Source organism: Micromonospora sp. DT43 (assembly GCF_049841645.1).
Lineage (GTDB): Bacteria > Actinomycetota > Actinomycetes > Mycobacteriales > Micromonosporaceae > Micromonospora.
The window spans coordinates 581,140-605,684 of sequence record NZ_JBNCKR010000003.1 but is presented as its reverse complement, the minus strand read 5'-3'; the positions used below and the strand labels follow the sequence as shown (position 1 = coordinate 605,684).

At 70.1% G+C, this 24,545-nt stretch carries 25 protein-coding genes; 7 read left to right on the top strand and 18 right to left on the bottom strand.

Annotated features, from left to right (window positions below):
- Nucleotides 1-89: 89 nt before the first annotated feature.
- Nucleotides 90-1,604: a phosphatidate cytidylyltransferase gene (locus tag ACLQ26_RS10550; RefSeq protein ID WP_425744244.1), complete on the bottom strand. Its 1,515-nt coding sequence runs from the start codon at nucleotides 1,602-1,604 to the stop codon at nucleotides 90-92.
- Nucleotides 1,605-2,048: 444 nt separating this feature from the next.
- Between ACLQ26_RS10550 and ACLQ26_RS10545 the strand changes: the two genes are divergently transcribed.
- Nucleotides 2,049-2,492, top strand: coding sequence for a hypothetical protein (locus ACLQ26_RS10545; protein WP_425744243.1), 444 nt, complete (start codon nucleotides 2,049-2,051; stop codon nucleotides 2,490-2,492).
- 85 nt (nucleotides 2,493-2,577) lie between these two features.
- On the opposite strand, the gene frr is transcribed toward ACLQ26_RS10545, so the two are convergent.
- From frr to ACLQ26_RS10520, 5 genes are all read right to left on the bottom strand, one after another.
- Complete coding sequence (frr, locus tag ACLQ26_RS10540; protein ID WP_007456584.1) at nucleotides 2,578-3,135, bottom strand: ribosome recycling factor; 558 nt, start codon at nucleotides 3,133-3,135, stop codon at nucleotides 2,578-2,580.
- 85 nt (nucleotides 3,136-3,220) lie between these two features.
- On the bottom strand, nucleotides 3,221-3,988 hold the full coding sequence (pyrH, locus tag ACLQ26_RS10535; protein ID WP_151490294.1) for a UMP kinase: 768 nt from the start codon (nucleotides 3,986-3,988) through the stop codon (nucleotides 3,221-3,223).
- A 162-nt stretch (nucleotides 3,989-4,150) separates the two neighbouring features.
- Nucleotides 4,151-4,978 (bottom strand): translation elongation factor Ts, encoded by an 828-nt coding sequence (tsf, locus tag ACLQ26_RS10530; protein WP_425744242.1) that lies wholly within the window; start codon nucleotides 4,976-4,978, stop codon nucleotides 4,151-4,153.
- A 134-nt stretch (nucleotides 4,979-5,112) separates the two neighbouring features.
- Nucleotides 5,113-6,030, bottom strand: a complete 918-nt coding sequence (gene rpsB / locus ACLQ26_RS10525) for a 30S ribosomal protein S2 (RefSeq protein ID WP_363679473.1) — start codon at nucleotides 6,028-6,030, stop codon at nucleotides 5,113-5,115.
- Nucleotides 6,031-6,346: 316 nt separating this feature from the next.
- Nucleotides 6,347-7,555: a hypothetical protein gene (locus tag ACLQ26_RS10520; RefSeq protein WP_425744241.1), complete on the bottom strand. Its 1,209-nt coding sequence runs from the start codon at nucleotides 7,553-7,555 to the stop codon at nucleotides 6,347-6,349.
- Nucleotides 7,556-7,869: 314 nt separating this feature from the next.
- Between ACLQ26_RS10520 and ACLQ26_RS10515 the strand changes: the two genes are divergently transcribed.
- The 3 genes from ACLQ26_RS10515 to dprA are packed head-to-tail and all read left to right on the top strand — an operon-like array spanning nucleotide 7,870 to nucleotide 11,000.
- Nucleotides 7,870-8,229, top strand: a complete 360-nt coding sequence (locus tag ACLQ26_RS10515) for a YraN family protein (protein ID WP_425744240.1) — start codon at nucleotides 7,870-7,872, stop codon at nucleotides 8,227-8,229.
- Nucleotides 8,230-8,259: 30 nt separating this feature from the next.
- A complete protein-coding gene (locus ACLQ26_RS10510) occupies nucleotides 8,260-9,780 on the top strand; it encodes a YifB family Mg chelatase-like AAA ATPase (protein WP_425744239.1) in 1,521 nt (506 codons plus the stop codon).
- Nucleotides 9,777-11,000, top strand: a complete 1,224-nt coding sequence (gene dprA / locus ACLQ26_RS10505; protein WP_425744238.1) for a DNA-processing protein DprA — start codon at nucleotides 9,777-9,779, stop codon at nucleotides 10,998-11,000. Before ACLQ26_RS10510 ends, dprA begins: the two co-directional genes overlap by 4 nt.
- Before the next feature lie 269 nt (nucleotides 11,001-11,269).
- Here the strand turns inward: dprA and ACLQ26_RS10500 are convergent, their stop codons facing one another.
- Nucleotides 11,270-13,648 carry a hypothetical protein gene (locus tag ACLQ26_RS10500; RefSeq protein ID WP_425744237.1) on the bottom strand — a complete coding sequence of 793 codons (2,379 nt, stop codon included), beginning with the start codon at nucleotides 13,646-13,648 and terminating at the stop codon, nucleotides 11,270-11,272.
- 586 nt (nucleotides 13,649-14,234) lie between these two features.
- Between ACLQ26_RS10500 and ACLQ26_RS10495 the strand changes: the two genes are divergently transcribed.
- On the top strand, nucleotides 14,235-15,239 hold the full coding sequence (locus ACLQ26_RS10495; protein ID WP_425744236.1) for a tyrosine recombinase XerC: 1,005 nt from the start codon (nucleotides 14,235-14,237) through the stop codon (nucleotides 15,237-15,239).
- 44 nt (nucleotides 15,240-15,283) lie between these two features.
- On the top strand, nucleotides 15,284-16,465 hold the full coding sequence (locus ACLQ26_RS10490) for an aminotransferase class V-fold PLP-dependent enzyme (RefSeq protein WP_425744235.1): 1,182 nt from the start codon (nucleotides 15,284-15,286) through the stop codon (nucleotides 16,463-16,465).
- On the opposite strand, the gene ACLQ26_RS10485 is transcribed toward ACLQ26_RS10490, so the two are convergent.
- A complete protein-coding gene (locus ACLQ26_RS10485) occupies nucleotides 16,386-17,066 on the bottom strand; it encodes a murein hydrolase activator EnvC family protein (protein WP_425744234.1) in 681 nt (226 codons plus the stop codon). The genes ACLQ26_RS10490 and ACLQ26_RS10485 overlap by 80 nt on opposite strands.
- Before the next feature lie 226 nt (nucleotides 17,067-17,292).
- On the opposite strand from ACLQ26_RS10485, the gene ACLQ26_RS10480 reads away from it, so the two are divergent.
- Nucleotides 17,293-18,420 carry a sulfite oxidase gene (locus tag ACLQ26_RS10480; RefSeq protein ID WP_425744233.1) on the top strand — a complete coding sequence of 376 codons (1,128 nt, stop codon included), beginning with the start codon at nucleotides 17,293-17,295 and terminating at the stop codon, nucleotides 18,418-18,420.
- A 54-nt stretch (nucleotides 18,421-18,474) separates the two neighbouring features.
- Here ACLQ26_RS10480 and ACLQ26_RS10475 read toward each other — a convergent pair whose 3' ends face one another.
- The 10 genes from ACLQ26_RS10475 to rpsP all read right to left on the bottom strand — a co-directional run bounded on the left by ACLQ26_RS10475 (nucleotide 18,475) and on the right by rpsP (nucleotide 24,449).
- A complete protein-coding gene (locus tag ACLQ26_RS10475) occupies nucleotides 18,475-18,798 on the bottom strand; it encodes a DUF2469 domain-containing protein (RefSeq protein ID WP_007075222.1) in 324 nt (107 codons plus the stop codon).
- Nucleotides 18,795-19,607, bottom strand: a complete 813-nt coding sequence (locus ACLQ26_RS10470; RefSeq protein WP_425744232.1) for a ribonuclease HII — start codon at nucleotides 19,605-19,607, stop codon at nucleotides 18,795-18,797. Before ACLQ26_RS10470 ends, ACLQ26_RS10475 begins: the two co-directional genes overlap by 4 nt.
- Nucleotides 19,601-20,179: an NUDIX hydrolase gene (locus ACLQ26_RS10465; RefSeq protein WP_425744231.1), complete on the bottom strand. Its 579-nt coding sequence runs from the start codon at nucleotides 20,177-20,179 to the stop codon at nucleotides 19,601-19,603. The genes ACLQ26_RS10470 and ACLQ26_RS10465 overlap by 7 nt, the downstream gene beginning before the upstream one ends.
- A 13-nt stretch (nucleotides 20,180-20,192) precedes the next feature.
- A complete protein-coding gene (gene lepB / locus ACLQ26_RS10460) occupies nucleotides 20,193-20,828 on the bottom strand; it encodes a signal peptidase I (RefSeq protein ID WP_425744230.1) in 636 nt (211 codons plus the stop codon).
- 10 nt (nucleotides 20,829-20,838) lie between these two features.
- A complete protein-coding gene (gene lepB / locus ACLQ26_RS10455; protein WP_425744229.1) occupies nucleotides 20,839-21,708 on the bottom strand; it encodes a signal peptidase I in 870 nt (289 codons plus the stop codon).
- Between the two features lie 181 nt (nucleotides 21,709-21,889).
- Nucleotides 21,890-22,246 carry a 50S ribosomal protein L19 gene (gene rplS / locus ACLQ26_RS10450; protein WP_354856388.1) on the bottom strand — a complete coding sequence of 119 codons (357 nt, stop codon included), beginning with the start codon at nucleotides 22,244-22,246 and terminating at the stop codon, nucleotides 21,890-21,892.
- 143 nt (nucleotides 22,247-22,389) lie between these two features.
- A complete protein-coding gene (gene trmD / locus ACLQ26_RS10445) occupies nucleotides 22,390-23,163 on the bottom strand; it encodes a tRNA (guanosine(37)-N1)-methyltransferase TrmD (protein WP_358155257.1) in 774 nt (257 codons plus the stop codon).
- Between the two features lie 11 nt (nucleotides 23,164-23,174).
- Nucleotides 23,175-23,729: a ribosome maturation factor RimM gene (gene rimM / locus ACLQ26_RS10440; RefSeq protein WP_363679447.1), complete on the bottom strand. Its 555-nt coding sequence runs from the start codon at nucleotides 23,727-23,729 to the stop codon at nucleotides 23,175-23,177.
- Nucleotides 23,729-23,989 carry an RNA-binding protein gene (locus ACLQ26_RS10435; RefSeq protein ID WP_172862164.1) on the bottom strand — a complete coding sequence of 87 codons (261 nt, stop codon included), beginning with the start codon at nucleotides 23,987-23,989 and terminating at the stop codon, nucleotides 23,729-23,731. The genes rimM and ACLQ26_RS10435 overlap by 1 nt, the downstream gene beginning before the upstream one ends.
- Nucleotides 23,964-24,449: a 30S ribosomal protein S16 gene (gene rpsP, locus ACLQ26_RS10430; RefSeq protein ID WP_344353339.1), complete on the bottom strand. Its 486-nt coding sequence runs from the start codon at nucleotides 24,447-24,449 to the stop codon at nucleotides 23,964-23,966. Before rpsP ends, ACLQ26_RS10435 begins: the two co-directional genes overlap by 26 nt.
- Nucleotides 24,450-24,545: the final 96 nt, after the last annotated feature.

The window sequence follows — 24,545 nt, the reverse complement described above, 5'->3', positions numbered from 1 at the left end:
TCACGCCTCCGGCGTCGGACACCCGTCCGGAGGTGTGGAACCGGCCCCGGCCGTCGGTCGGTAACGCTCCGGCCACGGTGATCCATGCCTCACCCCACCACCGGCACGAAGATCGCCAACAGCAGGTACGCGGTCGGCACCGCGAACAGGATCGAGTCCAGCCGGTCCATCAGGCCACCATGCCCGGGCAGCAGGTTGCTCATGTCCTTGACCCCGAGGTCCCGCTTGATCATCGATTCGGCGAGGTCGCCGAGGACCGCAGCGCAGGAGACGGCCACCCCGAACACGGCGCCCCACCAGGGGGCCACCTCGAACATCAGCCACAGCAGCAGGGCACTGCCCAGCGCCGCCGCGGTGACCGAGCCGGCGAAACCCTCCCAGGACTTCTTCGGGCTGATCGACGGGGCCATCGGATGGCGGCCGAAGGACACACCGGCCGCGTACCCACCGGTGTCGGAGAGGACCACCGCGATCAGCGTGGCCAGGATGCGCAGCCGGCCATCGTCGGGGGCCGCCGCCAGCAGCGCCGCGAAACCGCCGAGGAACGGCACGTAGACCGCGATCAGGGTCGCCGCGGTGAGATCCCGCTGGAAGCCGGCCGGGCCGTCGCCCAACCGCCAGATCATCGTGCCCAGCACGGTGACCAGCAGGCCCAGGCTCAGCGCGTCCGGGCCGGCGAACCACGCCAGCCCGATCGTCAGCACACCACCGGCGAGCAGCGGCAGCAGCGGCGGGTGGGCGCCGCTGCGGCGGACCGCCCGGGCCATCTCCCAGATGCCGACCGCGATGGCGGCGGCGATCACCGGCAGGAACGCCAGCGGGTAGAAGACCAGCGGAACCACGATCAGCGCGCCGAGGCCGAGCCCGACCCCGATCGCCGCCGGCAGGTTCCGGCCGGCCCGCCCGGTACCCACCTGCTGGGTCGCCGGCCGGTCGAGGCTGGCCCGTCGCCGGCCCTTCGGCCGCCGACCGGCCGGCGGCTCCGGCTCGGTGACCGGGTCATCGTCCGGCAGGATCTCGGCGCCGATCGGCGCGAGCTGCGCGGTCGGGTAACCGGCGTCGTCATCGAAGCGCGGCGGGACGTCACGGTCGTCGAAGCCACGAGGCGCGTCACGGTCGTCGAAGCGCGGCGGGGCTTCACGGTCGTCGTAACGCGGCGGGGTGTCACGGTCGTCGAAGCGCGACGGCGCGGCACGGTCGTCGTAACGCTGGCCGACGCCGGGATCGGCGTAACGGGGCGGGGTGTCACCCGCCGCCGGGCCGTCGCCGAAGCGGCCGGGGCGACCCCGATCGTCGTACCGGTCGGGCTGGTTCCGATCGTCGTCGTAGCGGTCCCGGTCGTCGAAACGGTCGCGCCGCTCCCGGTCCTCGAAGCGGTCCCGGTCGTCCGGGCGGACCGCACGGTCCCGCTCGTCGTACGGGTCTGCCGGATACGGCTCCGCGTACGGGCGGGTGCGTGGCTCGGCGAACAACTCGGGCCCGGCGGCCGGACGGCGGCTCCGCTGGCCCGCCTCAAGCTCCTGCTCGGGCCAGGGCAGCGCCACCGGACGCTCGGTTCGGTCCCAGCCGCGCGGCTCGTCGGTGTAGGGGTCGGGGTGGGACATCACGCACCGCGACGCGGCACGAGTACCACCACATGACGCAAGACCACAAGCATCCCCTACACGCGCGACTGTGTTCCTCCGGCTCGACCGGCCCGACGGTCGGTCGATTCCCGGTGTGCACCGCCCGGTGGCCGGGAATCCTGCCGAGCCTACTGCACCCGCCGCCGGGGCGAGGCGGACGCTGGCGCCCCTGACCGTCACGGCCCCTCCGGGGTCGCTCCGGGCGAGATCCGGCGAGTCACCGCGCTGCCGCGACGGCGCTGGCGGGACGCCGGGCACGAGGATCTCGGCCGCCGTCCGTACGAGCGCCGGCGGCGCACCGACGCCTATCCGACCGCGCATCCGGGCGAACAGGGGATGACCCGCGCTGTCCATCGATGGTCGGCTGTCGGTGTGCCGGCGTCCGCCGGCGGGTTGCACCACATCAACGGGGAAGGAGCGCTCGTGCGCAGAATCAGCCTGGCGGTGTTGACGATTGTCGGCCTCGTCCTGGCGGCGGCCACACCGGCCACCGCGGCGACACGGAACGCCAGCATCAGGATCGACCACCGCACCAGCGAGATCTACCTGTACGACGGGAGCCCCGACGGAACCGGGCCGGCGTTCCCGGCCACGATCGCCCGGGGGGAGGTGCGCAACTGCCCGGCCGGCGTGTACTTCCTGTCGGCGTCACTGACCCAGGACGACCTACCGACCTACTGGGCCACCGGCGGCCTCGGCGCCGGCGAGATCGTCTGCGACGGCGGCACCGCCAGCATCTCGATGGGCTTCTACCGGGGTGGCCCGGTGCTGCACCCGGGTCGGGCGACCGTGCGCTTCGAACTGCACGACGCGTACGTCGGAACGACCCTGACCGAGACGACCCGGACCGTCCGGATCCCCCGCTGACGCTCGAACGGCACGAGGCCCGTCCCCGGATCGGGGGCGGGCCTCACGTCGGCTGCGGCTCACCCGGTGCACGCCGGGTGTGGCCTCAGACCTCCAACAGCTCGGTCTCCTTGTGCTTGACCAGGTCGTCGATGTTGGCGACGTACCGCTGGGTCAGATCGTCGAGTTCCTTCTCGGCGCGGCGGCCGTCGTCCTCGCCGGCCTCGCCGTCCTTGACGATCCGGTCCAGCTCCTCCTTGCCGCGGCGGCGGACGTTGCGGATGGCCACCTTGGCCTCCTCGCCCTTGTTCTTGGCCACCTTGATCATGTCGCGGCGGCGCTCCTCGGTCATCTGCGGGAGCAGGATGCGCAACTGGTTGCCCTCGTTGTTCGGGTTCACCCCGAGGTCCGAGTCGCGGATCGCCTTCTCCATCGCGTTGATCTGCGAGTTGTCGTACGGCTTGATGATGGCCATCCGCGGCTCGGGAACCGCGATCGACGCCATCTGGGTCAGCGGCGTGGGCGTGCCGTAGTAGTCGATGATGACCTTGGAGAACATGGCGGCGTTGGCGCGACCGGTACGGATGGCGCCGAACTCCTCCTTGGCGTGCTCAACCGCACGCTCCATCTTCTCCTCGGCCTCGAGGAGGGTGTCGTCGATCACCGGTCTCCTCGCCTCCTTCTGTGCTCGTCGTGGGCTCTGCTGAAAGTCGTCAGGACCGCCGGGCCGCGCCCCGGGCGGGGCGGGCTCAGGCGGTGATCAGGGTGCCGATCTTGTCGCCACCCACCGCGCGGATGATGGTGTCGTCACCCTGCGCGCCGAAGACCAACATCGGCAGGCCGTTCTCCATGCAGAGGCTGAACGCCGCGGCGTCGGCCACCCGCAGGTTGCGGCGCAGCACCTCGGAGAAGGTGATCGAGTCGAGCTTGCTGGCGGTGGGGTCGATCCGCGGATCGGCGGTGTAGACGCCGTCCACGCCGTTCTTGCTCATCAGCACCACGTCGGCCCGGATCTCCAGCGCCCGCTGGGCGGCCACGGTGTCGGTGGAGAAGTACGGCATGCCCGCGCCGGCGCCGAAGATGACCACGCGGCCCTTCTCCAGGTGCCGGATCGCCCGCAGGGGGATGTACGGCTCGGCGACCTGGGCCATCGTGATGGCGCTCTGCACTCGGGTCTCGATGCCCTCCTTCTCCAGGAAGTCCTGCAGCGCGAGGCAGTTCATCACGGTGCCGAGCATGCCCATGTAGTCGGCGCGAGCGCGGTCCATCCCGCGCTTCTGCAGCTCCGCGCCGCGGAAGAAGTTGCCCCCACCGACCACCACGGAGACCTGCACCCCGCGACGGACCACGGTGGCGATCTGTCGGGCGATGGCCTGCACGACGTCCGGGTCGACGCCGATCGCGCCACCACCGAACACCTCACCGGAGAGCTTCAGCACCACCCGGCGGGCCCGCCCCGGTGGCGGCGCCGTCGGATCGTCCACCGCCAGCGTCCGGTCACTCACAACCTGCGTCATCCGCCCCGCCTTCCCCCACGCGCACGCCCCGCGCGACGCGTTACCGCGAACCTGCCGCTGCCGACCCTATGTGACGAGGAGGCCGCGGTGCCTGTCACGTACACCGGCGGCCTCCTCGTCGACGTCTCCTGCCCACGGGCGCACGCGGCGCCCGGTGGCGGCTCAGGCCTGGCCGACCTCGAACCGCACGAAGCGGGTGACCTCGATGCCGGCCTCGGCCAGCACCTGCTTCACCGTCTTCTTGTTGTCAGCCACGGACGACTGCTCGACGAGGACGTAGTCCTTGAAGAAGGAGTTCACCCGACCGTCGACGATCTTCGGCAGGGCCGCCTCGGGCTTGTTCTCCTCGCGGGCGGTCTGCTCGGCGATACGCCGCTCGGACTCGACGACCTCGGCCGGAACCTCGTCCCGGGTGAGGTACTTCGGCCGCATCGCGGCGATCTGCATGGCGACCCCACGAGCGTCGGCGTCGCCCGCCTCGTCGGACTTGCCGGTGTACGACACCAGCACGCCGACGGCCGGCGGCAGGTCCTGGGCCTTGCGGTGCAGGTAGACCGCGGTGGTGCCCTCGACCTTGGCGAACCGGTTGAGGACCAGCTTCTCGCCGATCTTGGCGGACTGCTCCTGGATCAGATCCGCGACGACCTTGCCGTCGAACTCGGAGGCGAGCAGCTCCTCGGCGCTGTTCACGCCGGAACGCTCGCCGTGCTCCACCAGCTGCTGGGCCAGCGCGATGAACGACTCGGTCTTGGCGACGAAGTCGGTCTCGCAGTTGAGCTCGAGCAGCGCCTTGCCGGAGTGGGCGACCAGGCCATTGGCGGCTGTACGGCCGGCCCGCTTGCCGACGTCCTTGGCGCCCTTGACGCGCAGGATCTCGACGGCCTTGTCGAAGTCGCCCTCGGCCTCGGTCAGCGCCTTCTTGCTGTCCATCATGCCGGCGCCGGTGAGGTCGCGGAGCTTCTTGACGTCCGCGGCGGTGATTTGGGACATGGCTCTCTCTTCGGTGTTGAGACGGCGTGTGGATGGTCAGAGGTGCCGGTTACCCGGATCCGGGCGGATCGTGCCCGGCGTACCGTCACTGCCCGCCGTTCGCGAAAACGGACGGCGGGCAGCGACGGTGCGGGTCACTCCGCGGTGGCGGCCGCCGGCTGCTCGGTGGCGGCCTGCGCCGGCTGCTCCGGGGTGGCGGCCTGCTCGGCGGCGGGCTGCTCGGCGGCGGCAGCGGCGGGCTGCTCGGCCGGGGCGGCCGACTCGTCGGCCTTCTTCGGCTCCAGCAGCTCGCGCTCCCACTCGGTCAGCGGCTCGTCGCTCGCGACACCCTCGGGCTTCTCGTCGTTGCCCCGGCGACGGCCGGAACGCGCGATCAGACCGTCCGCGACGGCGGCCGCGACGACCTTGGTCAGCAGCTCGGCCGAGCGGATCGCGTCGTCGTTACCCGGGATCGGGAAGTCGACCTCGTCCGGGTCACAGTTGGTGTCGAGGACGGCGATCACCGGGATGCCCAGCTTGCGGGCCTCGTCGACGGCGATGTGCTCCTTCTTGGTGTCAACGATCCAGACCGCGGCCGGCAGCTTCTGCATGTCCCGCAGACCACCAAGCGTGCGGGTCAGCTTGATCTTCTCGCGGGAGAGCTGCAGGGTCTCCTTCTTGGTGTAACCGGCGGCGGTGCCGCTGAGGTCACCCAGACCCTCCAGCTCCTTCATCCGCTGGAGCCGCTTGTACACCGTCTGGAAGTTGGTCAGCATGCCACCGAGCCAGCGGTGGTTGACGTACGGCTGACCGACCCGGGTCGCCTGCTCGGCGATGGCCTCCTGGGCCTGCTTCTTGGTGCCGACGAAGAGGATGCTGCCACCCTCCGCGACGGTTCCACGCACGAACTCGTACGCCTTCTCGATGTAGTCGAGAGTCTGGCGCAGGTCGATGATGTAGATGCCGTTGCGCTCGGTCATGATGAAGCGCTTCATCTTCGGGTTCCAGCGCCGGGTCTGGTGCCCGAAGTGGACACCGCTCTCCAGCAGCTGACGCATGGTCACGACGGCCATGGGTGGGGTACTCCTCAAGATCCCTGGTTGTCACGCCCGGCCGGTGGCCGGGCGTCCTGGCGCCTGGTCGCCGACCCATGGTGGACCCGATCAAGATCGGGACCAGGGAGGCCGTCGCTCCACGACGATTCGTGAAGAGGGCGCGCGAGGTCGACCGCGCGAGGCGGTCGCCAGTTGGCCAGTGTACGCCCCTCCCCCGCCCCCCGACCTCCGGGTGCGCGCGGGGTCAGCCGGCGGGTCGGCGGCGCGGGGCCAGCCGGAGGGTTGGGGCCCTGCGTCGCCTGGAGGGCCGGCCACGCGGGTCGTCCGCGCGGGGTCAGCCGGCGGCGAGGGCGGCGGCGACGAAGAGCACCAGGCCGACGGTCAGGTACGCCGTCGGAGGGCGCAACCAGCCTCGTCCGCTGTCGGAGAGCGCCAGTCCGCCGGTTCTGAGCCCGTACAGCCCCGATGCGAAGATCGGCAGCCCGGCGACCAGGCAGATGCCCACCACGACGTTGCCGGCGTCCAGCGGGTCGCCGGTCACGCCGGCCAGCAACACCCGCAGCGCCGGGACCTCGAAGATCAACGCCAGCAGGGCGAAGAGTGCGGCCAATGCCGGCCGGCGGGTCCGGTAGACACCGTCGGCCGCCGGTGGGTACGCCGGAGGCTCGCCAACGGGCAGGTCGGGACGGGGGCCGATCCCCGGCATCGGGCCGGTGGGCATCTCCAGCGGGTGCGGCTGCTCCCCGCCGCCCCGGGTCGGCTCGATGATCGGATAGCCGGCGAGCGGGGCGGGCCGGGTCTGGTCGGCGAGCACCCCGGCCGCCGGGCCGGCGTCTCCGGTGGCGGCTGGCGCGGTGTCTCTGAGGGCTGCCGGCGCAGTGTCTCTGAGGGCCGCCGGCCCGGCGTCTCTGAGGGCCGCCGGCCCGGCGTCTCGGGCGGCTTCCGGCGTGGCGGTGGTCAGCGACTCTCGGGCGGCCCGGCGACCGGGCAGCTCACCCGAGATCTCCGAGGGGTCCCGATCCGCCCTGCGCGAACGCGTCGCCCGGTAACCGTCCCCGTCCGTACGCGCGTCACCCAGCGGGTCGACCGTGCCGAATCGTCCCGAGTCGGGCTCGGTGCCGCCGAACCTCCCCGGCTGGGCGTCAACGGCGCGGAACCGCCCGGAGTCCGACTCGGGCCGGCCCGCGTCCAGTGCGCTCAAGCGGCCCGAGTCCGACCCGGGCCGGCCCACGTCCAGTGCGTTCAGACGGCCCGAGTCCGACTCGGGCGCACTGCCGAAGCGGCCCGCGTCGACCGCGCCGAAGCGGCCCGAGCCCGGCTCCGGTGTGCCGCCGAAGCGCCCCGAATCCGGCTCCCGGCGTCGGCCGACGCCGGTGTCCTCCAGGGACCGGCGGTCGTCCACGCCGCGCTGCTCGGGGATCTCGCCGTCCCGGTATCGCGGCTCACCCGCATCGCGCCACTCGGAATCGCCGTAACCGCGAGCCCGCTCGTCGGAGTACCAGCGCGACTCCTGATCTTCCGGAAAGCTCCGTCGTCCGTCCACGTCAGGCACCGTATGCGACAGCCCACGCCAGCGCCATTTCAGCCCGCGCGGCGCTGCGGCGCTGCGGCGCCTTGATCAGGTGATGAAAAGTAGGTCGGCAGCGGTCCTGACACCTATTTCTGATCACCTGATCAAGGCGGGCCCCATCTGGAGCGCGTCCAGCCCGTGCTGCCGGCCTCGGTCGGAGGCTCACGCCCATGCCCACCTAGCACAGCGCGGGCTTGGTCGTCCGGTTGTCCACAGGTGGCCCGTCGTCCACAGCCGGGCCGTCGCGGGGTCGCGACGCTCGCCCCCAGACGGGCACCGTCGCGGCCATGACGAAGCGGAACCAGGCGGTCGGCGCGTACGGCGAGCGGTGTGCCGCCCAGCACCTGAGCGAGGCAGGGCTACGCCCTATCGCCCGGAACTGGCGCTGCCCACAGGGCGAGATCGACATCATCGCCTGGGACGGCCCGGTGCTCGCGTTCTGCGAGGTGAAGACGCGTCGGGGTGACATGTTCGGCACACCGGCCGAGGCTGTCGTACCGGCCAAGGCCCGTCGGCTGCGCGGGCTCGCCGCGCGCTGGCTCGCCGAGACCGGCACGAACGCCGACGAGGTGCGGTTCGACGTGCTGTCGGTACGACTGCCCGACGCCGGTCCCGCGCAGGTCGACCACCTGAAGGGCGCGTTCTGAGATGCGCCGCCGACTGATCGGTGACGCGCCGTGAGCTACGCGAAGGTGCTCTGCGTGGGGCTGGTCGGCGTCACCGGCCACCTCGTCGAGGTCGAGGCGGATCTGGCCGCCGGCCTGCCAGCCGTGGTGATCTCCGGCCTTCCGGACACGGCCCTGCACGAGGCCCGCGACCGGGTCCGCGCCGCCGTCGTCAACTCCGGTCAACGCTGGCCGAACCGGCGGATCACGCTGAACCTGCTGCCCGCGACGCTGCCGAAGTTCGGCTCGGCGTTCGACCTGGCCATCGCCGCCGCGCTGCTGGGCGGCTCGGGTGAGCTGCCGCTGCTTCCGCTGGAGGGCGTCGTGGTCCTCGGCGAGCTCGGCCTGGACGGGACGGTCCGACCGGTGCGCGGGGTGCTGCCGATGGTCGCCGCTGCCGCCAGGGCCGGCGTCGAGCGGGTCATCGTGCCGACCGGCAACGCCGCCGAGGCCGCGGTCATCCCCGGTGTACGGGTGCGAGCGGTGGACACGCTGCACCGGCTGGTCGCCTTCGTACGCGACGGCACTCCGCTGATCGAACCACCGCCGGACGCCCCGGTACCGGCTCCCGTCGGCCCCGACCTCGCCGAGGTCGCCGGGCAGGCGCTGGGCCGGCGCGCGCTGGAGGTCGCCGCGGCGGGTGGCCACCACATCGCTCTGCTCGGCCCTCCGGGCGCCGGCAAGACGATGCTTGCCGAGCGGCTGCCCTCGCTCCTGCCCGAGTTGGACGACGACGCGGCGCTGGAGGTCACCGCACTGCACTCGGTCGCCGGGTTGCTGCCGCCAGGCGGTCGACTGCTGCGCCGCCCGCCTTTCCAGGCGCCGCACCACACCGCGACGGTCCCGTCCCTCGTCGGCGGCGGTTCCGGGCTGGCCCGCCCCGGCGCGGTGTCCCTGGCCCACCGTGGGGTGCTCTTTCTCGACGAGGCGCCGGAGTTCAGCAAGGGCGCGCTGGAGGCGCTGCGCCAGCCGCTGGAGGACGGTCGCATCCTGCTGAGCCGCAGCGGAGGCGGCACCGAGTACCCGGCCCGCACCCAACTGGTGCTGGCTGCCAATCCGTGCCCCTGCGCGAAGCCGTCCGGCGACGCGTACTGCGAGTGCTCACCGCTGGCCCGGCGCCGCTACCTGGGCAAGCTCTCCGGGCCGCTGCTCGACCGGATCGACGTGCAGGTGCGGCTGATGCCCGTACGGGCGGCGGAGCTGATGGCGTCCGGTGGCGACGCCGAGTCCTCGGCCACTGTCGCCGCCCGGGTCGCGGCGGCCCGCCGCGCGGCGGCCACCCGCTGGGCCGGCCTCGGACGGCGACTCAACGCCGAGGTGGACGGTCCACTCCTGCGCCGCCCGCCGTGGCGGCTACCGGCGCTTGTCACCGCCGAGCTGCGCGGCCGACTCGACTCCGGCTCGCTCTCGGCGCGGGGCTTCGACCGGGTGATCCGGATGGCCTGGACCATCGCGGACCTGGACGGCCGGGAGCGGCCCGATCGCGACGACGTACGAGAGGCGATCCAACTACGGACGGGGGAGGCGGCATGAGCGCCGACGAGGAGAGCAGGCTGGCCCGGGTGGCGTTGACCTGGTTGGCCGAGCCGGGCACCCGGGCGGTGCACCAGTTGGTCGACCGCCTGGGTCCGGTGGCGACACTGGATCTGTTGCTCGACGGCGGCAGTCCCGATGGTTGGCTGCACAGCACGGTGGCCGCCCGGTCGGCCGCCGGCGACGCGCGGGCGGTCGCCGCCGAGGCGTTGGAGAGGGCCGACCGGCTCGGCGCCCGCCTGGTCACCCCCGACGACGAGGAGTGGCCGGCCCGGGTGGCCGGTCTGAAAACGCTCCGGTTGCCGGACGCCACTCGCCGGGTGGACGTTGAGACCGCACCGCCGCTCTGCTTCTGGGTCCGCGGCGCCTGGCCGCTGGGCGAGGCGCTGGAGCGCTCGGTAGCGGTGGTCGGCGCGCGGGCGGCCACCGGCTACGGCCAGCACGTCGCCACGGATCTGGGGTACGGGCTGGCCGAGCGGGACTGGACGGTCGTCTCCGGTGGCGCGTTCGGCATCGACGCCGCCGCGCACCGGGGCGCCCTCAACGCGGGCGGCTTGACCGTCGCGGTGCTTGCCTGCGGGGTGGACCGGCCCTATCCCATGGGCAACACCGCGCTCTTCGACCGGATCGCCGACACCGGACTGCTGGTCAGCGAGTGGCCACCCGGTGCCGAGCCGCTACGCCCCCGGTTCCTGATCCGCAACCGGGTCATCGCCGGGGGCACCCTCGGCACCGTCGTGGTGGAGGCGTCGGCGCGCAGCGGCGCGACGCAGACCGCCCGGCGGGCCATCCACACCGGGCGCGTCGCGATGGTCGTGCCCGGGCCGGTGACCTCGGCGATGTCCGTCGGCGCGCACGAGCTGCTACGCGAGTGCTCCAAGGCGCGGCTGGTCACCGGGTTGGCACACGTACTCGAGGAGGTGGGCCGGATCGGCGCGGACCTGGCCCCGCTGGCCCGTGGCCCACAGCGGCCCGGCGACGACCTGGACGACGACGCCCGATCCCTGTTGGAGGCGCTGCCCCGCCGGGGAACGCGGGGTGTCGACGCGCTCGCCGCCCGCGCCGGCCTGAACGTGCGTACCGCGCTGCGCAAGTTGTCGTTGCTGGAGGAGCTGTCCATGGTGGTGCGCCGCGACGACGGCTACGCCCTCGCCCCGACCGCCACAGCGAAGGGCGGGACCTCCGCAACAGTGTCGACGGAAACATCCCGTTCGGTCTGAGGCCGCAGGCGGTTGTGACGCGGCAGTCCGGCCGAATCGCTCGTTCGGATGCTCGGGCTGCCGCGCACGGAAGCTATTCAAAATGCCAGCTCGGCCTCGTCATGCAGGTCCTGCTTGTCAGATGGTCACACTTCCGGGCCAAGAGGGCAAAAGCCCGCTAGTCGGGTAGGCGAACACCAGCACCCCCACAATCGATCGAACTGCCAGGCCGATGGGCTAGATGCTCAGAACCAGTTGACGCGAGGCACTGTTCCTACGCCACCCGCGAACTAACTTGCCGCATTCATGTTCAGATCTATCTCTGAATCCCCAGTTAGCGACTCACCGTCGTAGTCGGTGGTGGTTATCCAGCGCAGTGGATAGCCCACCCAGTAAGGATCTTCGCCCGGTCGTGACTTAACAGAGAATCGGATCGGACCTGACGTCTCGATTTCAGCGCAAGGAATTACCGCGATTCGTGCGCGCGATGTAGGCAGGCGTGGCGACACGGCCCACTCGGGAGACAAAAGGGTAATATGGCTTGTGTTATCCGAATACGTTCTAGCGGACCGCCCCAGTGCGTCCCTTACGACACTAGTAAGGCTGTACACGCGCGGAAAGAAACCGGCACTCCAAAGCTCGATTCGCCAGTCTCTGACCAGATCCAAAACCTCAATTATTTTAGCCACAGCGGGCAACTCGTTGTTGCCATGATTGCAACTATTGCGCAGGCCAATGAGGACGGGATTTTGAAGAATTCGCGATAGGCGTTGAAGTGAGGTAAGAATGGACTCGCGGCTGTTTGCGCTGAGATTCAGGAATGGGATCTGGCTTTTCCAAGCGAAGGGCTGCGGAAATGCCTTCGCTGCTGCCGGAATTTGTTCCTCCGGTCTTTGGTGGTCGCTCTCGTCGAGCCGGCTGAGCGCCTTAGCCAGTCGGGCAAAAGAAGCAGCCAACGGCTGCAACGTATTCCTCTTGTCCGTACGTAAGGCAAATGATTCGTCAGACGCCGGCACCCTTTCCTCAATGAATGATATGACCTCAGTTGACATTTCTGGGTCGTACTCGAAACCTTGCTGATTCATATAGTGATCACTCGTCATTGCCCACGTGATGTAAACCAAAGACCGCTGCACGCAGTCCTCTATTGCAGTAAAGAGCTTACTACCGATCGCCTTCAGTTCATCGTTTGAATGGCCTGAGGTGCACGCGCGCCGGAACTCTTCCTCGTAGGAAGAGACTCGTGGAAGCTCCGAGAAAATTATTGGACTAGGCATGCCGAGCTTCCAGCACATTCGCTCTAGAAACTCCTCACTCGGCATGCTCTCAAAGTTGGCTATTCCAAGGAAAGAGGAGGCTTTAGCCGCCGCGCGCCTGACCGGCAGGACAAGAGATTGAAGCAAAACCCGCGGATCTTTCTTCTGAACTGCCATTCCGATTAGCTCACTAGAGTGACGAGTCGGCGAGTGTTGAATGGCGTATGCAAGATCAGCCGGATCCAGCCCGTCTGTCTCGTAGTAAATTGTGTGAATAAGACGCATAAGTTGACGTGCGGTATAGTCCCCAGATTGCCCGATTACAAATCGTACACCAAGTGGCCCGAGCTCCGCTTGCAGCGGTGGCCCCCAACGGTTCAGGCGACTCTTCCGCACCTCGTAATCTTTAACCTTTATCGCACCAGCCCTAATGCACTCATCCACAGCGGCAACGACATCGGCATCGGAATTCAGCAGCATGATCTGGATGCATTCCGCTCGGCCTATTGAACCCACGAATTGGGTGGGGTCACCAATCACTAAGCCCAGGCTTTTTGAAAGATGACCATGTCCGCCGTTCGATCTAAAGTTCCGCCTCAGTAGAAGATCTACAACAGCACGCACCTCATTTAAGGACAAGGCGTCGGAAAGCAAGTCGAAGAGATTGCTACTGGTGTCAGTTATTGATGACGCTAGTGTTTTGAATTGCGCTTCCGTAACGAGGCGCCTGTGATCATTAACCGGATGATAAAACCTCGTCGAAACGTACTGCTCCATCTTCTCACCGGCACGCCTAATGGAGGTTGCGCCCGTCTGAAGGCTAATGTTGTGCACCTTGTGACAGGTCACATCGCTACAGAGGTATCCCGGGACCTTCCGTAATGGCCGCATTTGACGTGGAAATGGCGAAAGCTGGCAGCCGTAGGGGCCGACCGTGGTCCAGCCCGACTGAAAAACTCCGACTGGCAGCTTCCGCAGCACAGTTAGGGTTTCGCTCAGGCTGAGCGTCGTCTTTTTGGGCGCAATCTCCGCTGCCAGATCATGGAGGTCTCGTCCAAAGACATATGGGAATAGTATTCTTCCACGACGAATTTCCTCGCCGAGTGTTTTCCGAAGCCCGTCTAAATCTGTTGCCAGAGAAATAAAAAGCCCGTCGCTGGCACCTATCCGGAGGAACGTCGTCAACCTTGCGTCATTCGGCTTTATATTCTTGTACTTTTCAGTGAGGCCGCTCACTACTGATTCTCCGAGGGCCGTAAGACGGATGCTTCGAATCCAATCGTCTGAAATTCGATAGCTCGAGTCTAGAACACATTGTTGCAGCAGACTCGTGAAGCTGATCAAATCAGTAACCTTGGCGGACAATTTCGGGTCTAGTACAACCTGCCGCAGATCATCAGTCTCGCTGGCCACCCGCACCTCCTACGAATACGTTGCATGCACTATATGCGAGAGCAGCAGTCGGGTCACGCGGTCAGGCCACGTGACCCGTGTTTCCAGCGGTTTTCGTTAAGAAGAAATTTAGACATTTGTGCGAATTGCCTTCAATTGCCATTGGCGCAGGGGATGAATTATGGGCATTGCCATGATCCACCTTTTAAGCTAAACTCGCCCCCGAATGCTGCAAGGTTCGTATTCAGCGACCTCAAACTCAAAAGAATTGACCTAGACTCTTCATGCACCTTAACGGCCATTCCGGTTAGAGCAACTGGATTGATCACAACTGAATCATAAGCTGGCGGTTTGAGTAAGCCATCGCACGTGGGCTGCTGATCCGTGATTAGCTGGTCGCTGACTGACCTCGCTTTGGCGGAACCGCCCTCGCTCTTTGGGCGGTCTAATCATTTTCCTTGTGTCAAAAGGGCCAAGCGCCAGTAGTTGGGGTCGCGGCATCCTCGTGCGTGGTAACCCATGGCGCTCCGCCGTAGGCTGGTGCTGTGCCAGCCGAGAGTGAGGGTTACTGGGCCGTTGGCCCGGCGAGCACGTTGGCGCCGTCACGATGAGCCGACCCGACCGGGGCACCCGGGCCATACACCAGGCACTGCCGTCAGCACTGCGGGACGCGGTCGACGACTTCGCCGAGCACCTCGCCCGGGTCCGCAACCGGTCGGCGCACACCATCCGCGCCTACGTCACCGATGTGGTCGCGTTGCTCGACCACGCCGTGCGGATGGGCTGCCTGGAACTGGCCGAGCTGGACCTGTCGGTGCTGCGGAGCTGGCTGGCCCGGCAACGGACCACCGGTGCCGCCCGTACGTCGCTGGCCCGCCGGGCCGCCTCGGCACGGGCGTTCAGCGCGTGGGCGCACCGCGCCGGGCTGCTCCCCGCTGACGTGGGCGCCGCACTGGCCAGCCCTCGTGCCCATCGGGAGCTGCCCAGCGTGCTGCGCGCCGACCAGGCCGCCGCCCTGATGGAGGCACCGGCCCGGCAACCAACGCCCGCACACGGCACGACCACGACGGGAACCACAGTCGAGGCGTCGGATGCGGCAGCCGCCGAGGCGGTGCTGTTGCGCGACCGGGTGCTGCTGGAGTTGCTGTACGCGACAGGCGTCCGGGTCAGCGAGGCGTGCGGGCTGGACGTCGGGGACGTCGACCACGGCCGCCGGGTGATCCGGGTGTTCGGCAAGGGTGGGCGGGAGCGTGCGGTGCCCTACGGGGTGCCCGCGCAACGGGCGCTGGACGACTGGCTGCGCGGGGGCCGCCCGCTGGTGGCGAGCGCCCGCTCCGGCGACGCGCTGCTGCTCGGGGCCCGCGGTGGCCGGCTCAACCCGACGACCGCGCGACAGATCGTCGGCGCATACGCCGAAACGGCCGGCCTCCCCCGCACCAGCCCGCACGGGCTGCGCCACTCCGCCGCCACCCATCTGCTGGAGGGCGGGGCCGACCTGCGCGCCGTGCAGGAGCTGCTCGGCCACTCGTCGCTGGCCAGCACGCAGATCTACACCCACGTCTCGGTGGAACGGCTGCGCGCCGCCTACCGGCAGGCGCACCCCCGCGCCTGATCAGGGGCCGAGAGGTCGGGCCGCTCGACGGTTACGATCATCGGGTGAGCGTCCCGCAGCCCCCCGAGCCGATCCCGGGCGCCCGCCTGCTCTTCTCCCTGGACCCGGCGGTCAGCCATCTCAACCACGGCTCGTTCGGCGCGGTGCCGCTCGGCGTGCAGCGCGCTCAGCAGCGGCTGCGCGACGAGATGGAGGCGAACCCGCTGCGCTTCTTCACCCAGGGGCTCGTCGACCGGATCGCGCACACCCGCCGGCATCTCGCCGGGTTCCTGGGCGCCGACCCGGACGGCAGCGCGCTGATCGGCAACACCACCACAGGCGTCGCCGTCGTGCTCCAGTCGGTGGGCCTGCAACCAGGTGACGAGGTGCTCACCACCAACCACGGGTACGGGGCGGTGAGCCTGGCCATCCAGCGGGAGTGCCGCCGCACCGGCGCAGTCAGCCGCGTTCTGCCCATCCCGCTGGCCGCCACCGACGAACAGATCGTGCAGATCATCCGAGCCGGCCTGCGTCCGGGGCGCACGCGGCTGCTCGTCGTCGACCAGCTCACCTCCGCCACTGCCAAGCTCTTCCCGACCGCCGCCATCGTCGGGGTGGCCCACGAGAACGGCGTCCCCGTCCTGGTGGACGCGGCACACGCCCCCGGCATGCTTTCCACCACGGTCGCGAGCATCGGCGCGGACTTCTGGGCGGGCAACCTGCACAAGTGGGGCTACGCCCCGCGGGGTACCGCGCTGCTGGCGGTGGCCCCGCAGTGGCGGGAGCGGATCGAGCCGTTGGTGGTCTCGTGGGAGCAGGAAGCCGGCTTTCCGGCCCGGGTCGAATGGCAGGCCACCCTCGACTACACCTCCTGGCTGGCCGCCCCGGCGGGTCTGTTCACGCTGCGCAGCCTCGGCGTCGACCGGGTCCGGGAGCACAACGCGGCGCTCGCCGCGTACGGCCAGCGGGTGGTGGGGGACGCCCTGGGGGTGGCGCCCTCCGATCTGCCCGACCCCGGCGGACCGGAGGTGGCTCTGCGCCTCATCCCGCTGCCGGCCGGCACGGGCACCACGATCGACGCGGCGCGGGCGTTGCAGGCGCGGATAGGTGAGCGGCTCGCCGCCGAGGTCGCGGTGATGAGCTGGGACGGCCGGGGATGGCTACGGCTCACCGGCCAGGTCTACAACGCCGCCGACGAGTACGAACGGCTGGCCGTGCGGCTGCCGGCGCTGCTCGCCCAGCGCTGACCCGATCCCGCCCGGCCGGGAGCAGGCGCACCGGGCCGAGGCCGAGCAGGGCCAGCGGGTCGAGATATTCCTCGCCCTGCCGCAGGCCCCAGTGCAGGCACGCCTCGGCCGGGCAACCCGGATGCCCGGGCAGCAGCTCGCCCAGCGGCGTGCCGGCGGTGACCGGCTGGCCGGGGCGTACCGCCGGTTGGACCGGTTCGTGGGTGGTCCGCAGCCCGTTTGTGTGCCCCACGGTGACCACCGGTCGACCGGCCACCAGGCTGGCGAAGAGCACAGTTCCCGGCCCGGCGCTGCGGACCACCGCTCCGGCCGGGGCTGCCAGATCGACGCCACGGTGCCCCGGCAGCCACGGTCGGGGCGGCGGGTCGAACCGGCGCACCGGACGAGGCGGCCCGTTGACAGGCCAGCGGAACCGCCCAGTGGGCACCGGGTCGGTGACCGTGACCGACCGGGCCGCGACCGGCACGGTCGGGGTCGGTGGTTGGCCCGGCACCGCAGCCACCAGCACCGCCAGCCCGCAGAGCTGGACGGTCAGTGCGAGCGGGAGCGCGGCGCAGAGCAGTAATGTGCGGCGGATCGAACGGACGGATGGCTGTCGCATGACGGCAGCCTCCGGCCGAGGCGGGGCGTCCGCGACCCCGGCCGACGGAACTGTGGACAACGTGCGGCGCTGTGGACAACCACCCAACGGCTCCGGTGATCTGTTAGGTGGACGCTGTCCCCGGCCCGCCGTCCGCCGGACCAGCTCACCACCACTGGGCGGCCACACAGGGCCTAGGCTTGGCCGGGTACGGCGGGTGCCGCCGTCTGCACCGGGGAGGCCGCGTATGACCACTGTCGATGACCGGACGCCGAGGATGGCCGACGTGAGCGGTCCGTCGCGGCTCGCCGACCCCGACGAGGCGATCAGTGCCGACGAGTTGCAGCTCGCCGCCCGCAACCACGGCCTTCCGCTGGAGGCGCTGCGCTACGACGTCACCCCGGCCGGGCTGCACTATCTGCTGATCCACTACGACATCCCGGAGGTGGATCCGGCGACGCACGCCCTGACGCTCGCCGGCGCGGTCGACAGGCCGCTTACCGTCACCCTGGCCGACCTGCGCGAGCGACCACGGGTCACCCACCGGGTCACCCTGGAGTGCGCCGGCAACGGCAGGGCTCTGCTGCACCCCCGGCCGGTGAGCCAGCCCTGGCTGGTCGAGGCGGTCGGCAACGCCGAGTGGACCGGCACCCCCCTCGCTCCGCTGCTACGCGAGGCGGGTCTGGGCGAGGATGCGGTCGACGTGGTGTTCACCGGCGCCGACCACGGTGTCGAGCGCGGTGTCGAGCAGGACTACCAGCGGGCGCTGCCGGTGGCCGACGCGCTGCGCGAGGAGGTGCTGCTGGCGTACGAGATGAACGGCGCTCCCCTGCTGCCGCAGCACGGCGCCCCGCTGCGGCTGATCGTGCCGGGCTGGTACGGCATGGCGCACGTCAAGTGGCTGCACTCGATCGAGGTCCGGACGGAGCCGTTCGAGGGCTACCAGAACGCGGTGGCGTACCGGCTGCGTCGCGACGCCGACGACCCGGGCGTGCCGGTCACCCGGATCGAGCCGCGCGCGCTGGTCCGCCCTCCGGGCTTTCCCGACTTCATGACGCGCCGCCGGGTGCTACCTCCGGGACCGTGCACTCTGGACGGTCGGGCGTGGTCGGGGCACGCGCCGGTGGTCGCGGTGGAGGTGAGCGTCGACGGCGGGGCGAGCTGGGCGCCGGCCGAGTTGGACCCGGCGACGGGCGGGGAGTTCGCCTGGCGGCGGTGGCGGCACGAGTGGACGGCGACGCCCGGCCGGTACGTGCTCAGCGCGCGGGCGACCGACGCGTCCGGGCGGACCCAGCCGGTCGAGCAGCCGTGGAACCGTGGTGGCTTCGCCAACAACCTGGTGCAGCGCGTCGAGGTCGTGGTCCCGGCCGAGTGACCGGCGCGGCGGGCCGCGCCACGGATGGGGGGACCGTGGTGTGGCCCGCGGTCGTCAGCCGCCGAAGCCGGAGTCGGCGGGCAGCGAGATGTCGGGCTTCTCCAGCTCCTCGACGTTGACGTCCTTGAAGGTCATCACCCGGACGTTCTTCACGAAGCGGGCAGGACGATACATGTCCCACACCCAGGCGTCGTGCATCTCGACCTCGAAGTAGACCTCGCCGTCGGAGTTGCGCACGTGCAGGTCGACCTGGTTGGCCAGGTAGAACCGACGCTCTGTCTCCACCACGTAGGAGAACTGGCGGACAATGTCGCGGTACTCCCGGTAGAGCTGCAGCTCCATCTCGGTCTCGTACTTCTCGAGATCTTCCGCGCTCATCGCACTCCGCCTTCCATGACCACATCTTCCCCCACCGGCGCCGGAGGCCGAGGCTGCTCGCCCAACGCCACGCCGACGGTACCCCCTGACGCCCAGGAGCGCTCCATCGGCTCGTCCGACGCCGGGCCGACGGGCCGTCGGGCGCGCGGCGGTCGACCGTCGCGGCCGGAGACGGCGGCGACATTGACGTACGAGAAGCGGTGCTCCCGGCACGGTCCGTGCTCCCGCAGCGCCGCGCTGTGCTCCGGGGTGATGTAGCCCTTGTGCTCGGCGAAGCCGTACGACGGGAACACCCCGTCCAGCTCCACCATGATCCGGTCCCGGGTGACCTTGGCGAGCACGCTTGCCGCCGCCACACACGCGGCCACCCGGTCGCCCTTCCACACCGCCAGCCCCGGCACGCCGAGGCCGTCCACGCCGAAGCCGTCGGTCAACACGTACTCCGGGCGGGTGGTGAGCGAGGCGAGCGCCCGGCGCATCGCGGCGAGGTTGCACACGTGCAGCCCCCGGGCGTCGACCTCGTCGGCCGGGATGACCACCACGGCGTACGCCAGGGCGCGGTTCACGACCTCGGCGTACACCCGCTCCCGGCTGGCCGGGGTGAGAAGCTTGGAGTCGGCCAGCCCGTCGATCTCGCCGCGTCGCCCCTCCGGTAGCACCGCCGCGGCGGCGACCAGTGGGCCGGCGCAGGCGCCCCGGCCGGCCTCGTCGGCGCCGGCCACGTGCCGGAAGCCGCGCCGTTGCAGCGCCCGTTCCAGCGCGTACAGGCCGGCTTCCCGGCGCACGACTGTGCGCGGCGGGGTCAGCACGGTCCCTCCTCGGAGCGGACCTCGGCGGCCGGCGGCAGGAGCCGGGCCAGCAGGTCGGGCAGCTCGGGCGGGTAGTACCGGTCGCCGCTGGCGGCCAGCTCGGCCGGCAGCCACCAGCGGTGACCGGCGATGCTGCGCTGCTCGACGTCGGTGAAGCCGACGGTGTCGACCTGCCACGACGGCACGCGCAGCAAGAAGAAGTCCTGCTGCTGGCGGTACCAGCCGCCGTCGAACGGAAACTCGGTCGTGTCGGAGAAGACGGGCTCGCCCAGGTCGGCGGGGGCGACCCGCAGACCGGTCTCCTCGGTCAGCTCACGTGCCGCGCCGGACGCCGGGGACTCCGCCTCGTCGAGCCCACCGCCAGGCGTGAACCAGTAGCGGTGCTCGGGGCGGGCCGGGTCGAAGCCCGCGAACAGCAGGACCCGACCGCCCCCGTCGACGAGCAGCACCCGGGCGGCGCGTCGAGGGGTGTAGACACGGTCGGCACTGTTCGCGCCTGCGGAGCTCGCAAGCTCACTGCTCGCGCTCACGGTCACCGCACCAGCCTGCCAGACGTACGGTCGATCGCCCATGCCCCCGCGGGTTCTATGGCTTGGGAATGCCATCGAACCCGTCGGGCACGGTCAGCCAGGTGGCCCGGTTGACGGGCCAGAAGACGGTGAACGCCCGCCCGACGACCTCACCCTCGGGGATGGTGGCCTCGGTGATGTTCTGGTTGGACTGCTGCCAGTGCTCCAGCGAGTCACCCGAGGCCGACCGGTGGTCGCCCATCACCCACAGCCGCCCCTTCGGCACGGTGATGTCGAACTCCTGGTCGGCCGGCTTGTCCTGGACCCCGTCGATCGAGAAGATGTACGGCTCGTCGAGCGACTTGCCGTTGATCATCAGCCGTTCCTGCGGGTCGCAGCAGACCACGTGGTCGCCGCCGACGCCGATCACCCGCTTGATGAAGTCCTCACCGTCGGGGTTGCCGCTCCACTCGGTGGGCGCCTTGAACACGATCACCTCGCCGCGGTGCGGTGACCGGAAGTCGTAGACCAGCTTGTTGACCAACACCCGGTCATCGATCTTGAGAGTGTTCTCCATGGACGGGGAGGGGATGAAGAAGGTCTGCAGCACGAAGGCGCGGACCAGGACCGCGACCAGGATCGCCACACCCAGCAGGATCGGCAGCTCCTTCCAGAAGGAGCTGCGCGGCTTGTCGGTCTGCTCGTCAATCACGCCAAGGAGCCTACGTTGCCGGACCGGACGGCACCGTCCGGAACGCGCGGGAACCCCTCAGCGCGGCCGCCAACGGAAGTATCAGCAGCACACCGCCCTGTGGGGACGGCCGGACCGGTGGCGCACCGGAGGCGGCCGCAGCCGGCGCGGCCACGTCGTCGAAGGTCGACGGCACCGACAGCCCGGCCCAGCGCGACGACGGCCAGACCACCATGAACGCCCGGCCGACCACGTTGTCGATCGGCACCGGCCCCTGACAGCGCGCGTCCTGGGAGACCTCGCGGTGATCACCCATCACGAAGATCTGCCCCGGGGGTACGACCACCTCGTCGAAGCGCCGGGAGCGGCACTCCTGCGGATTCGGTGGCAGATCCAGCGGGGAGTCGCGCAGCACGTACGGCTCGTTGAGCGGGGTGCCGTTCACGGTGACCCGGCCCTGGGAGTCGCAGCACTTCACCCGGTCGCCGGGCACGCCGATCACCCGCTTGATGAAGTCCTTCTCGCCGGGACGGCTCACCCCGACCAGGTCCCCGACGGTGCGGGCCACCTTGCCGGCGAAGCCGGGCTCCGGCTGCTCGTCGACCTGCGGCGCCCAGCGGTCGGTGCCCCGGAACACCACCACCTCGCCGCGCACCGGATCCCGGACGTCGTAGACGACCTTGTTGACCAGCACGCGGTCGCCGATCAGGAGGGTGTCCTCCATCGAACCGGACGGAATGAAGAACGCCTGGAGCAGGAACGTGCGGATCAGCACCGCGAGGCAGAACGCCACCACCAGCAGCAGTGGAAGCTCCTGCCAGAGGGGCATCTGGCGGCGGCCGCGGCGCACCCGCCGGCGCCACGGATCGACGGTGCCGTCCTCGTCAAGCGTCTGCACCACGCCACTCCCCGGTCCGCAGAAACACCACCGCCCGGGAGCCTCGTCGAGGCTCCACGGGCGGTAGTGGACAGCTGCCCGCCAGGTTGGCGGGGCCGCCGCCTGGCTGCGCCCGTACGACCAGGGTAGTGCGGTCCGGTCGGTACGGCATACGCGCAGCTCGGGCGGCGTGGCGAGCGAGAAGTCAGCTGGGCTGCTTCTCCCGCTTCTCCTTGATCTTGGCCTTCTTGCCGCGCAGCTCGCGCAGGAAGTAGAGCTTGGCGCGACGCACGTCACCGCGGGTCACGATCTCGATCCGGTCGATGCCCGGGCCGTTGAGCGGGTAGGTCCGCTCGACGCCGACACCGAAGCTGACCTTGCGGACCGAGAAGGTCTCGCGCAGACCGTCACCCTGGCGGCGGATCACGACGCCCTGGAAGATCTGGACACGGGACCTGTTGCCCTCGACGACCCGCGCGTGCACCTTGACGGTGTCACCGGCACGGAAGTCGGGAAGGTCGGTCCGCTTCGACTGGGCGTCAAGGGCGTCCAGGATGTTCATCGCTGCGTCCTCGTAAGGCTCACGGCGCACCGTCACTCGGTGCGCGGGTGGGTGATTCTGATTCCCGGGTGGTGGTCGGCGAACCGACCCCGGTCGGGGATCCTCGCAGCCGCCCGCGGGCGCGGGCGGATGCGGCAACCCCCCTACTTTGCCACATCCCCCGGTGGTGGCTGAAATCCGGCCCGTTCCAGCGCCGCGATGTCCCGTTTGTCGAGCCGCTCGGGCGGCAGCGCGGCCAGCAGGTCCGGGCGCTGGGCCGCGGTCCGCAACAGCCCCTCCTCGCGCCGCCAGCGCGCGATCTTGCCGTGGTCGCCGGAGCGGAGCACCTCCGGGACGTCGTGCCCGCGCCAGCTCGGCGGCTTCGTGTAGATCGGGGCCTCCAGCAGCCCGTGCGCGTGCGACTCCTCGTCCAGCGAGCCGGCGTTGCCCAGCACCCCGGGCAGCAGTCGGGTGACCGCCTCAAGGATGACCAGCACCGCGACCTCGCCGCCGAAGAGCACGTAGTCGCCGAGCGACACCTCGGTGACAGGCATCCGGGTGGCGGCGTGCGCCAACACCCGCTGGTCGATCCCCTCGTACCGGCCGCAGGCGAAGAGCAGGTGCGGCTCGGCGGCCAGCTCGTGCGCCATGGCCTGGGTGAACGGGACGCCCGCCGGTGACGGCACGAGCAGCCGGGGCGGCGGGGCCTCGGCCGGGGCGAGCGCGTCCAGCGCCGCGCCCCACGGCTCGGGGCGCATCACCATGCCCGGGCCGCCGCCGTAGGGGGTGTCGTCGACCGTGCGGTGCACGTCGTGGGTCCAGGACCGCAGGTCGTGCACGGCGAGCTGGAGTACGTCGTTGGCCCGGGCACGGCCGATCAACGACAGGTCCAGTGGGGCGAAGTACTCCGGAAAGATCGACACGACGTCGACGCGCATGCGGGGTGGTCCTAAAGGTCGAGCAGTCCGGCCGGCGGGTCGACGATCACGCGTCCACCGGCCAGGTCGACCTCCGGGACGATCGCCCGGACGAACGGGATCAACGCGGTACGCCCCTCGGGACGCCGCAGCACCAGCAGGTCGGACGAGGGCGCGTGGTCGATCCGGGCGACCTCGCCGAGCTGCTCGCCGGCAGGGGTGACCACGGCCAGACCCACCAACTGGTGGTCGTGGAACTCCTCCGGGTCCTCCGGGGGCGCCACGTCGGCGCTGTCCACCACGAGCAGGGTCCCGCGCAGCGCCTCGGCGGTGTTGCGGTCCAGGATGCCCTCGAAGGCGATGAGCACCCGCCCCTGGTGGAAGCGGGCTTCCTCGATGGTCAGCTTCGCGGGAACCCGGAACGGCACCCCGGGTTCGTCGGTGGTGGGAGGGGGTGTCGCCCCCGGCTCGGTGCGCAGCACCGCACCGGGGGCGAACCGTGCTTCGGGTTCGTCGGTCCGCACTTCCACGGTGACCTCACCGCGGACACCGTGCGGCTTGCCGATCCTTCCGACGACGAGCTGCATCAGTACGAGTCGACGATGTCGACGCGTACTCCGCGCCCGCCGATGGAGCCGATCACCTGACGCAGCGCCTTGGCGGTCCGGCCGGACCGCCCGATCACCGTGCCGAGGTCCTCGGGGTGCACGCGGACTTCCAGCCGCTTGCCCCGACGGGAATCGACCATCCGGACCCGGACGTCATCCGGGTGATCGACGATGCCCTTGACCAGGTGCTCCAACGCCGGACGCAGAGGCATGTCAGGCCTGCTCACCGGCGTCGGCAGCGGGGGTCTCGGCCGGAGCCTCGGTCGCCGGAGCGGCCTCGGCCTTCGGGGCCTCGGCCGGAGCCTCGGCAGCCTTGGCGGCCTTCTTGGCCGGCTTGGCCGGGGTCTCCGGGGCGAGACCGGCGGCGGCCTTCGCCTCAGCCTCGTACGCCGCCTTGCGGTCGGCCCGCTCGGGGGCGACCTTCAGCGGCGGCGGGGCCGGCAGGCCCTTGTACTTCTGCCAGTCACCGGTCAGCTCCAGCAGCCGCTGCACCGCCTCGCTCGGCTGAGCGCCGACGGACAGCCAGTACTGGACCCGCTCCGACTTGACCTCGATGATCGAGGGGTCTTCCTTGGGCTGGTAAACCCCGACGAACTCGATCGCCCGGCCGTCGCGCTTGGTGCGCGAGTCGGCGATGACGATGCGGTACTGCGGGTTGCGGATCTTGCCCATCCGCAGGAGCCGGATCTTTACGGCCACAGTTGTTTCGCTCCTGTTGCGATCTCACCAGCCCGCTATGGGCGGTGTGCGTGGGTGAGCGCCGACCGGACCCGTGGGGTTGGGCCGGAGACTACT

Bases quoted from the DNA above. Each gene is read 5' to 3' on its own strand.
- rimM (WP_363679447.1), bottom strand. From the start codon at position 23,729: ATGCAGCTCGTCGTCGGAAGGATCGGCAAGCCGCACGGTGTCCGCGGT.
- ACLQ26_RS10550 (WP_425744244.1), bottom strand. From the start codon at position 1,604: ATGTCCCACCCCGACCCCTACACCGACGAGCCGCGCGGCTGGGACCGA.
- dprA (WP_425744238.1), top strand. From the start codon at position 9,777: ATGAGCGCCGACGAGGAGAGCAGGCTGGCCCGGGTGGCGTTGACCTGG.
- ACLQ26_RS10480 (WP_425744233.1), top strand. From the start codon at position 17,293: ATGACCACTGTCGATGACCGGACGCCGAGGATGGCCGACGTGAGCGGT.
- ACLQ26_RS10465 (WP_425744231.1), bottom strand. From the start codon at position 20,179: ATGGGCGATCGACCGTACGTCTGGCAGGCTGGTGCGGTGACCGTGAGC.
- tsf (WP_425744242.1), bottom strand. From the start codon at position 4,978: ATGTCCCAAATCACCGCCGCGGACGTCAAGAAGCTCCGCGACCTCACC.
- trmD (WP_358155257.1), bottom strand. From the start codon at position 23,163: ATGCGCGTCGACGTCGTGTCGATCTTTCCGGAGTACTTCGCCCCACTG.
- rplS (WP_354856388.1), bottom strand. From the start codon at position 22,246: ATGAACATCCTGGACGCCCTTGACGCCCAGTCGAAGCGGACCGACCTT.
- ACLQ26_RS10475 (WP_007075222.1), bottom strand. From the start codon at position 18,798: ATGAGCGCGGAAGATCTCGAGAAGTACGAGACCGAGATGGAGCTGCAG.
- ACLQ26_RS10495 (WP_425744236.1), top strand. From the start codon at position 14,235: ATGAGCCGACCCGACCGGGGCACCCGGGCCATACACCAGGCACTGCCG.
- ACLQ26_RS10485 (WP_425744234.1), bottom strand. From the start codon at position 17,066: ATGCGACAGCCATCCGTCCGTTCGATCCGCCGCACATTACTGCTCTGC.
- pyrH (WP_151490294.1), bottom strand. From the start codon at position 3,988: ATGACGCAGGTTGTGAGTGACCGGACGCTGGCGGTGGACGATCCGACG.
- ACLQ26_RS10515 (WP_425744240.1), top strand. From the start codon at position 7,870: ATGACGAAGCGGAACCAGGCGGTCGGCGCGTACGGCGAGCGGTGTGCC.
- rpsB (WP_363679473.1), bottom strand. From the start codon at position 6,030: ATGGCCGTCGTGACCATGCGTCAGCTGCTGGAGAGCGGTGTCCACTTC.